At 66.4% G+C, this 13,759-nt stretch carries 11 protein-coding genes; 5 read left to right on the forward strand and 6 right to left on the reverse strand.

Features of this window, described 5'->3' with window-relative positions; translation table 11 throughout:
• Position 1: 1 nt before the first annotated feature.
• The 4 genes from AB0O24_RS18295 to AB0O24_RS18310 all read right to left on the reverse strand — a co-directional run bounded on the left by AB0O24_RS18295 (position 2) and on the right by AB0O24_RS18310 (position 5,037).
• Positions 2–415 (reverse strand): hypothetical protein, encoded by a 414-nt coding sequence (locus AB0O24_RS18295; protein ID WP_275799409.1) that lies wholly within the window; start codon positions 413–415, stop codon positions 2–4.
• A 261-nt stretch (positions 416–676) separates the two neighbouring features.
• Positions 677–901 carry a hypothetical protein gene (locus AB0O24_RS18300; protein ID WP_363376858.1) on the reverse strand — a complete coding sequence of 75 codons (225 nt, stop codon included), beginning with the start codon at positions 899–901 and terminating at the stop codon, positions 677–679.
• 1,697 nt (positions 902–2,598) lie between these two features.
• Positions 2,599–3,836 (reverse strand): IS3 family transposase gene (locus AB0O24_RS18305; protein ID WP_307385179.1). Its coding sequence is split into 2 segments (ribosomal slippage): positions 2,599–3,551 and positions 3,551–3,836, totalling 1,239 coding nucleotides; the frame shifts between segments, so codons are not numbered across the junction.
• A gap of 499 nt (positions 3,837–4,335) precedes the next feature.
• Positions 4,336–5,037, reverse strand: coding sequence for an alpha/beta fold hydrolase (locus tag AB0O24_RS18310; RefSeq protein WP_275801307.1), 702 nt, complete (start codon positions 5,035–5,037; stop codon positions 4,336–4,338).
• A 309-nt stretch (positions 5,038–5,346) separates the two neighbouring features.
• On the opposite strand from AB0O24_RS18310, the gene AB0O24_RS18315 reads away from it, so the two are divergent.
• Genes AB0O24_RS18315 through AB0O24_RS18335 form a run of 5 tightly spaced genes read left to right on the forward strand, consistent with a single transcriptional unit; the run spans position 5,347 to position 11,810 of the window.
• On the forward strand, positions 5,347–6,852 hold the full coding sequence (locus AB0O24_RS18315) for an AMP-binding protein (protein ID WP_363376861.1): 1,506 nt from the start codon (positions 5,347–5,349) through the stop codon (positions 6,850–6,852).
• Positions 6,853–6,891: 39 nt separating this feature from the next.
• Positions 6,892–8,721: a DUF3556 domain-containing protein gene (locus tag AB0O24_RS18320; RefSeq protein ID WP_275800849.1), complete on the forward strand. Its 1,830-nt coding sequence runs from the start codon at positions 6,892–6,894 to the stop codon at positions 8,719–8,721.
• The gene (locus AB0O24_RS18325) at positions 8,718–10,163 is read left to right on the forward strand and encodes an NAD(P)/FAD-dependent oxidoreductase (protein WP_275800848.1); all 1,446 of its coding nucleotides are present in this window, start codon (positions 8,718–8,720) and stop codon (positions 10,161–10,163) included. Before AB0O24_RS18320 ends, AB0O24_RS18325 begins: the two co-directional genes overlap by 4 nt.
• Complete coding sequence (locus AB0O24_RS18330) at positions 10,160–11,449, forward strand: helix-turn-helix domain-containing protein (protein WP_275800847.1); 1,290 nt, start codon at positions 10,160–10,162, stop codon at positions 11,447–11,449. The genes AB0O24_RS18325 and AB0O24_RS18330 overlap by 4 nt, the downstream gene beginning before the upstream one ends.
• Before the next feature lie 49 nt (positions 11,450–11,498).
• The gene (locus AB0O24_RS18335; RefSeq protein ID WP_345799726.1) at positions 11,499–11,810 is read left to right on the forward strand and encodes a DMT family transporter; all 312 of its coding nucleotides are present in this window, start codon (positions 11,499–11,501) and stop codon (positions 11,808–11,810) included.
• 32 nt (positions 11,811–11,842) lie between these two features.
• Here AB0O24_RS18335 and AB0O24_RS18340 read toward each other — a convergent pair whose 3' ends face one another.
• Together AB0O24_RS18340 and AB0O24_RS18345 are read right to left on the reverse strand one after the other, a co-directional pair.
• Positions 11,843–12,253 carry a hypothetical protein gene (locus tag AB0O24_RS18340; RefSeq protein WP_275800845.1) on the reverse strand — a complete coding sequence of 137 codons (411 nt, stop codon included), beginning with the start codon at positions 12,251–12,253 and terminating at the stop codon, positions 11,843–11,845.
• A gap of 632 nt (positions 12,254–12,885) precedes the next feature.
• A complete protein-coding gene (locus AB0O24_RS18345) occupies positions 12,886–13,626 on the reverse strand; it encodes a hypothetical protein (RefSeq protein ID WP_363376865.1) in 741 nt (246 codons plus the stop codon).
• Positions 13,627–13,759 lie beyond the last annotated feature (133 nt).

Below are 13,759 nucleotides of genomic sequence, written 5' to 3' on the forward strand. Positions count from 1 at the left end.
GTCAGCTTCGCAGGGTCGCGTAGTCAGCTACGGACGTGAACTCTGCCGCGGCCGCTTGAAGTGTGGGGTCGGCGGCGATGAAGGCGTCGGCCTGCAAGGTCGCGACGGCGAGGTACTCCGCGAGCGCGGTGTCCTCCCAATCGAGTTGTCCTGCGATCTTCCACGCGGTGGCTCGGGAGACACGGTCGCCGAGCAGACGGATCTGCAGGGTGGCGAGCCCGTCGAGTTGAGCGCGCGCAACCTTCTCCTCAATCGCACCTTCGCGCATCTCGCGGTAGAGCAGGGAGAGCACGTGGCTGCGCAGCACGGCGGGACCCACGAGGCGATGCCGAGACCCGATTCCGGGATCGTCGCGAATGATTCGGAGTGCGGTGGGCGCGTCGATCGCGAAGCGCTTTCCTGCGGGCTTCATCATCTCTTCAGCCAATCCCGTTCGATCCTGGTACTCAAGTCTGAGGCGGAACACCACGGAAAAGGTGTCGCCCCCGAGGGCACAAATAGGAGTAACCAACCACTTCCACGGGACGCCTGGAAAATGGCCACTGACCCCGCTCCGCAACACCAACCTGTGGTGCAAAACCCATCGGTTCGCGCCACCAACCCGTCGAGGGTGGAGTGAGTGACGGTGTACGTATTACCGCCCTGCAGAAGACGCCTCGATCCTCTGACTCCCGAGTCAACCCTCGGCCGGACCCGATGCGAGTCGGGTGAGCCGCGTGCGCCCCGAGACGCTGGCGTAGTCGACCAGATACACATGTTGTCCCGGCCCAAGCCGGTCGATGAGATCGATTAGCGGGATACCTGACAGGAAATCGTGTTCACTGATCGACCGTGGGTAAGCCCCAGCGACGAGGAAAACGGGCATGCCTTCGATTCCGTCAACCGGGTGAGTCCTGGTCATGTGACGAGTCTGCTATGTGCGGCGGCACCGACGCCACATCGGTCGGGACAGGGCTAGCGCCAGTCCGACCGCGGGGTGGGAGTGCAACGAGCGATGTGGTGCGAAGCCGATCGGTTTTGAGCCGGGCAACGGCGCCGCGAGAAGTTTCCCTGAACGCGCTCACGGAGTGGGCTCGAAACCCCATGTCGAAACGGGAAACGGGTCGAAAAGTGTGTGGGCATTCTTGTGGCCAGGGGTCGATGCTCTCAGTGCTGGGGGCTCACTTATAGCTACCGCCGCGCGGACGCAGCTGAACTCCCTCTCTGATGAGGCGCTGCCGCACGTTGTTGTAGCTGGTGTCGAGGCGAGACGCGATGGTGGCGATTGGATGGCCGTGCTCGTACATCGCTCGTGCGACCTCGACCTGGTCGCTAGTGAGCGCTTGACGTCGCAGTGATGCTCCCTCGTCTCGAAGCAAGCGAAGGATGCCGGTCTTCGACAGACCGTAGGTCTCACAAAGACTTGGGGTCGTTGCGCCCGACTCGTACTCAGTGACGATTCGCTTGACCTGCGCAGGTTCGAGACGTCGCCGAAGTGATCGGCTCACCTGTTTTAGAGGGTTGGTTGAGAGAGGCAAATCTGTCGCTAGGCCAGCCAGTTTCTGCAGTTCTCCCAGGGGTGGCGGCAGCAGCGCGGATTTATCCGAGTAGCGGTGTACCGGCTCTACTTCTCAGAGGGGTTAGCTGCCTTACTCGAACAATCCTCGAGGCCAGGGCGGACCCTCCGCGTGGATCGCGCGGTGGTTGCTTAGATCGATGTTCTCCGGGAAACGCTTTCCTTGCCCGTCGCGGAACTATTGGTTCGTACCAAGCTCGGCCCGGAAACGATCGTTTTCGGCGACCACCTACTCCGATGCGACTCTGCATGGCGGGAGGTCCACGGTGCCGGCGGATCCGCACGTCAGTCGCATGCCCCATGTTCGATCGCGCCGACAGTTCACCATCTTGAACTCCGACCAGTCGTAGCTTCCGAACTTGCCGGGCCATGCCCAGAAGATGACTGCGGAGTCTTCGAATTTCACCTCAATGCCGGTCTCGGAGAACCAGTCCCACGTTGCAGCACCCGAGTAGACCTCACCTGTGTCGTCCCAACAGATTCCGGAATCGGTCCTCACCCATTGCCCTTCTGGCACATTCGTCAGTTCGGCATTACCCCCGGGCGAGATCATCAACGACATTCTCGGTTCCGTATCGCTGGCATCGGTATCGTTCCGGCCCCCGTCCCAGGCCGCCGGAGGCTGCGGTCTGGATTCGGGTTCGCGCCCACCGCAAGCCGCTAGTCCAATGGTCAGGAGAAGGGTGGCAGAGGCTATCGCGGCTAGGCGTCGGAGCATTGCATCATCTCTGTTGGTAGGCCAGTGGGGACACTCTGAGGCGTCGATGTTGCGGGCTCCGGAGATGAGCCCATCCGCGTGGGGACTGCCGCACGAGCCGACCTCGTTGACCCCGTCCTCTGCTGGTTTCGACGCAAGCTAGCGGCGCGGGCCGAGCAACCCAAGGTTCACTCCGCCGAGAACAATTGATCTCGCGCTACCCCCGTTGAATCAGCTTTGCGCCCGATGACCATCACAGCGGTTGCAAGGACCATGCCGAGGAGTCCGACGAGTGCTCCGGGGATAGTCAGCCCTGTCAAAGTCTGAATCGGCCTGGCTTTCGTTCCTATTGGGAGCCTTGTCCGGCAGGTGCTGGATTGGCTGATTCGAGGTCAGCGTAATACGCGTCCTCGACTTCGATCGGGGTGCGCATGTCGAGCTCGCCGTGGAGGCGGGAGTTGTTCCACCGCCACACGTATTCGAGTGTTGCCAGTTCCACCTGCTCGACGGTTCGCCAGGGGCCTCGCTGGCGGATCAGTTCGGTCTTGTAGAGGTTGTTCACGGCCTCGGCCATCGCGTTGTCAAACGAGTCGCCGACGGTTCCTGTCGAGGGGATGGCGCCGAGTTCGACGATCCGGTCGGTGTAGACCATTGCGGTGTAGTTCGATCCGTGGTCGGCGTGATGGATCAGCCCGTCGAGCCTGCCGCCGGCGTCCCACGCGGCCATGTCGAGCGCCTGCATCGGCAGGATCTCGGCCTTGAGCGTGGCGGCGACGTTCCACCCGACGATGCGTCTCGAGTAGACGTCGGTGACGAACGCGACGTACGCGAAGCCGGACCAGGTCGCGACGTAGGTCACGTCGCAGACCCAGAGCCGTCTCGGAGCCGGCGCGGTGAAGCGCCTGTTTACGAGGTCGGCGGGCAGCACCGTTGTCTTGTCGGAGCGGGTCGTGAACACCCGCTTCGACTTCCTCACGCCCCGGACACCCGCGAGACGCATAAGCCTCTCGGTCTGGTCGCGGCCGATGTCCCACCCCTGCCGGCGTATCAGCGCATGCATCTTCCGTCGCCCGTAGACGCCGTAGTTCTCCGCATGCAGCCTGGCGACCTCCGGTGCGAGCAGTTCGTCCCGCAACCGCCGCGTTGACGGCGTTCGGGCGAGGGCGGCGCGGTAGCCGCGGGAGGTAAGGAAACCCTGGACTGCCGGTCGGAGGACCCGGCAGATGAGCTCGACCCCGAAACGATCCCGGTGTTCACTGATGAACCGGATCATCTCGGTCAGGGGCGGTCGAGCTCCTTCGCGAAAAACACACTTGCAGCCTTGAGAATCTCATTCGCCTTACGAAGCTCGGCGTTCTCCTTCTGCAGCCGCTTGATCTCCGCCGCCGCGTCCGTTGTCAGCCCGGGTTTGGCGCCCGCGTCGACTTCCGCTTGACGCTGCCACAGTCGCAGCGTCTCCGGACTCATCCCCAGCAGGCCCGCGACATGCCGCACGGCGCTCATCATCGTCGGGTGCGACGGCCGCGTCTCCGCGAGCATCCTGAGCGCCCGCTCACGCATCTCCGGCGAGTACTTCCTGTTCATCGTCTTCCATCCTTGCTTGAAGAACGGAACGAAAGTCAGGCCGATTCAGCAGCGCGGATTTATCCGAGTAGCGGTGTACCGGCTCTACTTCGGGGATGGGACTCGAGTCTTACTCGAACAATTCTTCAAGGCCAAGATGCGGAACCGCCGCATGGATGGCTCATACGCGTTCCTTCTTTGCCCTGTCGTAGGTGGCGAGACCCATGCTGACCTGCTGTTCGTTGAGTTCAGTCAGCAGGGAGCGGTGGTCACCGGTAATCCGGGTCCGACTGAGCGGCAATCTGCCCGAGCGGCATGGAGTGGTTGCTCAGATCGATCACCGCGCTCTCCGGAAAACGCCTTCCTCGCCCGTCTCGGAACTATTCGTTCGTACCAAGCTCGGCCCGGAAACGATCGGTTTTGCGCCACGTGCGGTCGACGCTTTTCGTAGTGCGCACCGCGTTGATGCGCGAGGCGCTGGATTTGACTGTTGGGTAAGACCGTTAGGGTTGCGCCTCGTCTAGGAAGCCGCCATGCGTACTAACCAATCGCCGATCAGTGTGAGGACGACTCCCGATCGGTCCAGATGGACGTTGTGCCCGGCGGTATCCAAGGTGACGAAGGTGGCGCGCGGGTAATGCTCAATCGTTGCCCATGCGTCTTCGCAGCCGACCACATGGTCCTGCCGTCCTGTAAAAAACAGTGACGGCTGCGTGAATGGCTCTGGGGATAGAGTCTCAGGCTCAGCCGACAGCGCGTATCGCTCGGAGATCCGATTCAAAGCGTCTTGGTCTGCCGCGGCGAGGCCAGGATGCGCATGTTCTAGGAAAGCCTGCGCCTTGTCGTTCGTGTGCATCACGGCCATGTCGGCGTACTGGGGCGCAACGTCACCAAGTTCGCGCAACACCGACGCGTCGGATGACAAGACCGTCCGCTCTGGGACGGCCCTGTGTGACTTGTTGGACACGAAAACGGGTGCGATCAGCGCCAGCCCGAGAGCCTGGAGTCGGAAGTCGTGCGCAACTCGGCGGGCGATCATGCCGCCGAACGAGTTCCCGAGCACGGCGAACGGCTCATCACCTACCCGCTCGCGAACTTCGGCCTCAACCGCGAGCACGACGTCCTCCGCGCTCGCCACCTCACCAGCAGGTGTCTGCCCGTGGCCCGGGAGATCAAAGTACATGTCCACCTCGGAGGTCAGCCGGCGGTCAACGCGTACCACCGGCTGTGGGATCCGGTCACATCGTGATCGAGCGAGGGCGCGGTACCGCTCGCCGCGCCCCCGCCCGCCTGCCGTCGCAGCACGCGCGCGTGGTGTTACGCCCCGCTACGCTCCCCGTGCCCCCGACGAAGCGCGCAGCATTCCCGCGCCGCACCACACCCGTGCACCGTGCACACTCCCCGGTGTGAAGTCCGTCACTCGCGCCACTGTGCCGCCCGCGCGATGTTCCTAGCGTGAGGGGAGCGCGAAGACGCGCACCAGAATGCTCGGATCGCGCCCGACGGAGCCGTCGGCGCGGGGAGGTGAATGATGTCTCTCGACGAACTCGACATGCGGATCACGGCATGGCGCACTATGGCCGGCCTCGATCATCTGCCGTGGCGGAGCCCGTCGGCGGGGACCGCGCGGCCGGCGGTGCGCGATGTGACCGAGGAGCTCAGCTATCGCGCCCTCGAACGACGTGCCGCGGCCTGCGCGGAGCAGTTCGCGGCGCGGGGAATCGGCCGTGGCGACGTCGTGGCGATCATGCTGCCGAACTCCGTCGCGTTCCTCACCGCCATGCTCGGCGCCTGGCGCGTGGGTGCCGCGGTGACGCCGGTGAACCCTACGTTCACCGAGCGCGAGCTGCGCTACCAGCTCGACGACTCGGGAGCGCGGCTGCTCATCACCTCGGGTACGCCGAACGTCGAGGTCGACACGCTTGCGCCGGCGGATCTCGCACGCGTCCCCGACGGCCCCGTCGACGACCCGAACATTACGCCCGACACCCTGGCGCTGCTGGTGTATACGAGCGGCTCGACCGGCCAGCCCAAGGGCGTCATGCTCGACCACGCCAACCTCAGCGCCATGGCGGCCTCCCTCCGCACGCACATCGAGCTCGGACCCGGCGACCAGGCCCTGCTGGTCCTGCCGCTGTTCCACGTCAACTCGCTCTGCGTGAGCTTCCTCGCCCCGATCAGTGCCGGCGGCAGCGTTTCGATCCTCGAACGCTTCGCCCCCGCCACCTTCCTCGACGCGCTCCAGCGGTTCCGGCCCACCTACTTCTCCGCGGTGCCAGCGATCTTCGCCCGTCTGGCCGAGATTCCGCGGGAAGAGTTTCCGCGTCTGCCCTCGCTGCGCGTGGCGATCTGCGGCGCGGCTCCGGCCAGCCCTGAACTCCTTGCTTTCAGTGAGGAGCGATTCGGCATCCCGATCCTCGAGGGGTATGGCCTCACCGAGGCCACGTGCGCCTCGGCGTGCAACCCGCTCTGGGGCGTGCGCAAGCCCGGCACCGTGGGCCGCGCGCTCCCCGGCCAGCAGATCGCCGTCCTCGACGACGAGGGTCGTCTCGTGCCCCCGGGGGTGCGGGGCGAGGTGGCGATCCTCAGCCCCACGGTCATGCGCGGGTACCTCGGACGACCGGATGCCACGGCGGAGGTGATGCGCGGAGGATGGCTGCGGACCGGGGATATCGGCATCCTGGATGAAGACGCCTACCTGACGCTCGTCGATCGGGCCAAGGACATGATCATCCGCGGCGGCGAGAACCTGTACCCCAAGGAGATCGAGGCATTCCTCGCCACGCATCCCGCGGTGCTCGAGGCCGCGGTCGTCGGGCGGCCTGACCCGGTGTACGGCGAGGTCCCTGTCGCGGACGTCGTCCTCCACCCCGGCGAGGCGGTCACCGAGGACGAACTGCGTGCGCACTGCGCCGAGGGTCTCACCAAGATCAAGGTGCCCGCCGAGATCCGCATCGTCACGGATCTCGTTCGCAACCCGGTCGGCAAGGTCGACAAACCGGCGATGCGTCGCGCGCTCGCCGCGGCCGCCGCCTGATTACTTCTCTTCCCTCATCCCGTCACCGAAGGAGTTGTCATGGGATTCAAGACAGCGGATTTTCCGCCCGTGGACACGACCACGTTCCTGCACCAGCCGCTGCGCGAGCGGATCAAAGCCCTGGCCCTGCACTGGGTGGAGTACGGCTTCGGATCGCCCCGCATGATCGCTGCGACCTACCTCGTGAAGATCGGCGTGCTGTGGCTCCTCATGGGCAGCGTCATCATCACCGCCACGAGCGGCGTGGGTTGGTTCTGGCAGGTCGACCAATGGTGGGATCAGCCGATCGTCTACCAGAAGGCGATCATCTGGACGATGCTGCTCGAGGCGATCGGCTTGGCCGGTTCGTGGGGGCCGACTGCGGGCAAGTTCAAGCCCATGACCGGCGGCATCCAGTTCTGGGCCCGGCCGGGCACGATCCGGCTGCGGCCGTGGGCCTGGGTGCCGGGGACTGCCGGCGACACCCGGACGATCTTCGACGTCGTCGTCTACCTCGGGTTCCTCGCAGCGCTCGCCACCGCGCTCGTGCTCCCCGGCACGGTGACCCCGGCGCTCGCCGCGGCGCTCCCCGAGAACACGAGCGGGTTGGTGCAGACCACTCCGGTGATCGTCGCGATCGCGCTGCTGGTGATCGTGGGTGTGCGCGACAAGACGATCGCGGTCGCCTCGCGCATCGAGCAGTATCTGCCGGCGCTGGTCTTCTTCTCGGTGTTGTCGTTCGTCGACATGATCATCGCGCTGAAGCTGCTCATCGTGACCGTGTGGGTGTGCGCGGGCATCTCGAAGTTCGGTAAGCACTTCGTCAACGTCATCCCGCCGATGCTCAGCAACACCCCGTTCTGGCCGCCGCGATGGCTCAAGCGCTCGCTCTACCGCGACTTCCCGCGCGACATCCGCCCGTCGAAGCTCGCGCAGTTCATGGCGCACGCGATGGGGACCACGGTCGAGATCGCCGTTCCGCTCGTGCTGCTGTTCTCACAGAACTTCTGGGTCACGCTTGCCGGGGTCGTCCTCATCGTCGGCTTCCACCTGTTCATCTTCTCGACGTTCCCGCTCGCCGTCCCGCTCGAGTGGAACACCCTGTTCTGCTACGCCGCGGTGTTCCTCTTCCTCGGATTCCCCGCGCAGTCGGGGTACGCGGTCACCGACTTCTCGAACGTGTGGCTGCTCGCCGGGATCGTCGCGGCGTTGCTCTTCTTCCCGGTGCTCGGCAACCTGCGCCCCGATAAGGTCTCGTTCCTGCCGTCGATGCGTCAGTACGCGGGCAACTGGGCCTCGGCGCTGTGGACCTTCACGCCGGGAGCGGAGCAGAAGCTGGATGCCGTCGTCCGGCCGACATCGAACCAGGTCGACCAGCTCGCGCAACTCGGTTACGCCCCCGAGATCGCCGAGATCACGATGCAGCAGACGCTGGCCTGGCGTTCGATGCACAGCCAGGGCCGCGGGCTCTTCTCGGTGCTCTACCGGGCCCTGCCCGACATCGAGACGCGCACGATCCGCGAGGGAGAGTTCGCCTGCAACTCGGTCATCGGGTTCAACTTCGGCGACGGGCACCTGCACGACGAGTCGCTCATCCGTGCCCTGCAGAGCCGCTGCCGCTTCGAACCCGGGGAGTTCGTGGTGGTATGGGTGGAATCTCAGGCCATCCACGCGACCTTCCAGGAGTACAAGGTGATCGATGCGGCCCGCGGAGTCATCGAGCGGGGCCGGTGGCGCGTGGCAGATGCCGTGGCCGCCCAGCCGTGGCTCGCCGACGGCCCCATCCCCCTTGAGCGGTACTGGCGCGCCGACGCGGCCGGCCGCGTGGCCGACGTGACGAACAGCGTCCGCACGGTCTCGCGCAGGCGAGGAGAGCGGGTCCCGAAATGACGCGCGCGGTGGTCGTCGGCAGCGGTCCGAACGGACTGGCCGCAGCCGCGACCCTCTCGGCCGCCGGCCTCGACGTGCACGTCGTCGAGGCGGCGGACGAGCTCGGGGGAGGGGCGCGCAACAGCGAGCCCCTCCTCGCGGGGCTCATCCAGGACCACTGCGCCGCGGTGCACCCGATGGCCGCGGGGTCGCCCTACTTCGCCGACCTCGACCTGCCGGAGTCGCCCTGGGTACTCCCCGAGATCGACTGCGCCCACCCGCTCGACGATGGCGACGTCGTGCTGCTGCGCCGCTCCATCGACGACACCGCGGCCGACCTCGGGCGCGACGGGTGGCGGTGGCGGACCATGTTCGGGCCGTCGTCCCGGTCTTTCGCCGCCCTGTCGGAGGACATCCTCCGCCCGCTCATCGGCATCCCTCGTCACCCCCTGCTCCTCGCGCGCTTCGGCGCGGTCGCTGGGCCGCCGCCGGTGTGGACCTCGCGCGCTTTCGCCGAGAAGCGGACGCGGGCGCTGTTCCTGGGCGTCGCGGCCCACGCGTTCCAGCGGCTCGACCAGCCCCTCGTGGGCGGGATCGGCGCGGGCATCATCACCGCCGGGCACGCCGTGGGGTGGCCCGTCGTCGCGGGCGGCACGGGGACGCTCACCGCGGCGGTGATCGCGCGGCTGCGCGAACGCGGGGTGACGTTCGAAACCGGGCGGCGCATCCGCTCGCGACGTGATCTGCCCCCGCACGACGTCGCCATGCTCGACGTGCACCCGCACGCCGTCGCCGAGATCCTCGGGGGGAGCCTGAGTCGTCCCATCGCGGAGGCGTTCCGCCGCTTCCGCCCTGGGCCTGCGGCCTTCAAGGTCGAGTTCGCGGTCGAAGGCGGCGTGCCGTGGCGTGCGGAAGAGACCGGGCGCGCGGGCACCGTGCACCTGGCGGGGTCGGCGCGCGAGATCGCGGCCGTCGAACGCGACGTCGCCGAGGGGCGGATGCCAGAACGTCCCTTCGTACTCGTCGGTCAGCAGCACGTCGCCGACCCGCAGCGCTCGGTGGGGAACGTGCATCCGCTGTACGCCTACGCCCACGTGCCCGCCGGATACACGGGGGATGCCAGCGACGCCGTCGTGTCGCAGATCGAGCGGTTCGCCCCGGGCTTCCGCGACCGTATCCGGGCGATGCGGGTCATCACCGCGACCGAGTGGAGCCAGCGGAACCCGAACTTCGTCGGGGGCGACATCCTCACCGGCGCCAAGACGCCGTTGCAGTTCACGCTCGGTCCGCGCATCACGGCGCAGCCGTACGATACGGGGGTGCCGGGCTACTACCTCTGTTCCGCAGCCACGCCCCCGGGGCCGGGGATCCATGGCCTTTGCGGCGTGAACGCCGCACGACGTGCGCTGCGCGGCATCGTGCCCACCGTCACGCGGCGCACGGCGGAGGCGCAGCCCGCGTGACGACGGCATCCGGTCCCGGCGAGACGCACGAGGGCGACGTCTCCGAACTGCTCGCGCTCGTCGCGCGGCAGCTCGACCTGCGCATGCCCGAGATTGTTCGCGAGATGCGCGACCTCCTGGCATCCCGGATCGACGACCTCGGGGGCGACCCGCAACTCGTCGAGATGCTGCAGGCGAGCATCGAGGGCAACGTGACGACGATCTGCCACATCCTCGCGAACCAGATCGATCTGGAGAGTCTGCAGCCCACGACCGCCGCCGTCGAGTACGCGGCGCGGCTCGCGCAGCGCGATGTTCCGCTGTCAGCCCTGACCCGCGCCTACTACCTGGGGCAGAGCATGTTCCTGCGGCTCGGGATGGACGAGGCGGAGCGCCTCGGTGTCTCAGACCGCGTGAAGATCGACGTGGTCCGCGACATCGCCGACGTCGTGCACCGCTACATCGACTGGATCCTGCAGCTCGTGACGGGCGTGCACGAGCAGGAACGTCGGCGGTGGTGGAGCACCCGCGCAACGTTGAACGCGAGCATCATCCTCAAGGTGCTGCGCGGCGACTCCCTGCCGATCCGGGGGTTCGCCTCCGAGACCGGATACACGCTTGCGCAGACGCACCTCGGGGTCATGGCGTGGTCCGACATGGATGCCGATGACGCCGCGCGTCAGCACGAGATCGACGTGCTGCTGCGACGGCTGGCCACGGTGGTGCGCTCTCCCACACCCCCGCTGATCACGGTGGTGGACCGGTCGACGGCCTGGGCATGGTTCGGGGCGCCGCTGCTCGACGCGGGCGTGCTGGCGCAGATCGAGGAACACGTGGCGACCGTGCCGGGCGTGCGGACCGCCCTGGGCGAGCCGGGCCACGACGTCGACGGGTTCCGGCGCTCGCACGAACAGGCCGCGATCGCGCGGCTCGTGGCCTTGTCGTCGCCGCGTTACCGCGATCGCGCGGTGGTGTCGTACGCCGACCCCCAGGTCGCGCTGGTCCAGCTGCTGACGAAGGATGCCACGGCAACGGCGACGTGGGTGCACGAGGTACTGGGCGACTACGCCGGTGCCGGGGAGCACGCGCGCTCGATGCGCGAAACCGTCGCGGCATACTACGCCGCCGACAAGAATGCTGTCCGCGCGGCGGAGCAGCTCGGCGTCCACCGCAACACGGTACGTCAGCGCGTCGACCGGTTCGAAGGGGCGGTCGGGGCGCGTGGCGTCGATCCGCTGCAGGTCGCCCTGGCGCTGCGGATCTACGACGACCTTCTGCTCGACGGAGCCGACGCCCACCACACGTGACGGGCGTTGCGCCGCTCAGCGTGTCCGTGCGTCACCGATCTTCGCCGTGATGGTAGCCGCCCCCTGCGCGGAGGGTGCGTTCGCTGTCGTCGGTGTTGAGTGGGCTCGGCCGGGGGCGGGGCGCCGGATGCTTTGGCTCGCCGCGTGCATCGGCATCCTCGACGTGGTCGCCAACGCGCTGTACCTCGAGGCGGTGCGTAACGGGATGCTGTCGGTCGTCGCCGTGATCAGTTCGCTGTATCCCGCGAGCACCGTCGTCCTCGCCTTCGCGATCGATAGAGAGCGACCCACCCGCCGTCAGGTCGTCGGGTTCGTCGTGGCCATCGCAGCCTTGGGGATCATCACGTGGGGGAGAAGCTGAGGCGGCGGAGCTCTCACGACGTGGACGTCTCGTCACCGTCGGCCTCCTCTCGGTCGCCGCTCCACCCCGTCCCTGACGAAGGCTTGCCGGACGTTGCCGTAGCTGACGTCGAAGTGCGCAGCTATAGCCGCGAGCGAAACACCACTCTCATAGAGGGCCGCCGCCTCGCGCACCTGCTCGTCGGTCAGAGGCTGGCAACGGAGTCGGACGCCTTCGTCGCGGAGCAGCTTCAGCAAGCCGCCCTTCGAGAGGGAGTACTCGATGCAGAGCGATGGCGTGGTTGCGCCCGAGCAGTACTTGTCGACGATCTCAGCGATCAGAGTCGGTTGAAGACGTCTCCGAAGCGGCTGAGGCATCGGCGCGGGGCAAGCGGTTGAGGCGCCCGGAGCGGGCCTGAGGCCAGCCAGTTTTTGCAACTCCACCAGAGGTGGCGGCAGGAGCACTGATTTATTCGAGTAGCGGTGTACCGGCTCTACTTCTCGGACAGGTTAGCTGTCTTACTCGAACAAGTGCCGGGCCTAGATGTCGCAGCGACACGTCTCCGGCTCCTCCCTCGTTGGATGTCCGTCTCATCCTTCGGGTGAGCTTGCGCGAGGGCTACTCAGATCGTCCAGCCCAGAGGCGTGCTTGAGCGTGAGTATGGTCAGCGCAGTCTGGGTGGTCCAGACAACGCCCTAACTCGGAAGCGGCGGTCCTCGAGGGTGCTCAACGGCGCGCGCATTTTGCTGGTTCAGGTGTGTCGATAGTCGCGATGGTGGTGGGCGCTTCTGTTCCTGCCGAGGCGACGAGCTTCCCGGTGCCGGCTTCAGCTGCGCAGGCCGAAAAGCAGCCATCGCTTTCGTCAGAGCCAACACCCAATGTGGACTCTTCGGTACCGGAGAGTGAGTTCGATCCCCTCACCGACGAGCCCGTCACGCCCAAGCCTGTCTCGACGGTGGCGCCATCGCACCTGTGTCGACGTCGTTCGCGTCGAGGCAAGATCGACCACGACATTCTCGAGGCGCGAGTAGGCCTAACGACAAGTCTGATTGTTCATCAGCGTAGTACGCGGTCCCGACCTCAAGCGGCGTGATCATCACCAGATGGGGCGTCGTTGTGTGTCGATTCGTTGCTTGCGGGGGTATCGGAGCAGCCGGACCAGGTTTCCGATCGCGATGAAGGTGAAGACGACGCCAGTGAGATAGAACCAGGGGGTGTTGAACACCTCGGGCAGGGCGAGGACGAACATTCCGGTGGGGAGGAAGGTGTTGATCGTGCCGAAGACGATCACGATCCCCAGCCCCACGCTGGTGCCATCCCGGGAGCCGCGCCGCGCCCACAGAACGCCGGGGCCGGCAGCCATGACGACGTTGGTGAGCGCGAACCACTGGAGTACGCTGCCTTCGCCCATGAACACGATGAGCAGGTTCACCACCGCGTAGAACCCGGCGAGTTGAACCAGCAGGTTCAAAACCGCCTGGCGGATGGTGACTCGATCGCCGAAGTACGGGCCCCAGATCTCGACCCGTTCCAGGGTGACGGCCTTCCAAAGGTTGAAGATCTCGAATCCGGTCCACACGAACAGCGCGATCGACGCGACGGTGAGGAACCAGTTCCAGTTGTGTGCTGCGGCGGCGCTCAGCAGGATCACTGCCCAGGAGCTGTCGTGGGCAAGGTAGAAGGTGTGCATCCAGATCGGGAACGGGGCCTTCTTCTCCCGCGTCAACAGCCGGAAGCTATACAGGTACTCCCAGTAACCAAACGCGAAAGTGAGCCCCGCCGCGATCAGGAGAGGGATGTTGTCGAGAGTGAAGGCAGCGATGAGCTGGTCGTACATGGTGGGTTTCCTCTCTGGCTGCGCGAGCGGGACGCCTCATTGGAGAGGTCGGGCAGCCCCCCCCCCCCCCCCCCCCCCCCGGGGGGGGGGGGGGGGGGGGGGGTGTGTGTGTAAGTCGGTGGCGGGGGGGGGT

Source organism: Microbacterium sp. NPDC086615 (assembly GCF_040686055.1).
Taxonomy (GTDB): domain Bacteria; phylum Actinomycetota; class Actinomycetes; order Actinomycetales; family Microbacteriaceae; genus Microbacterium.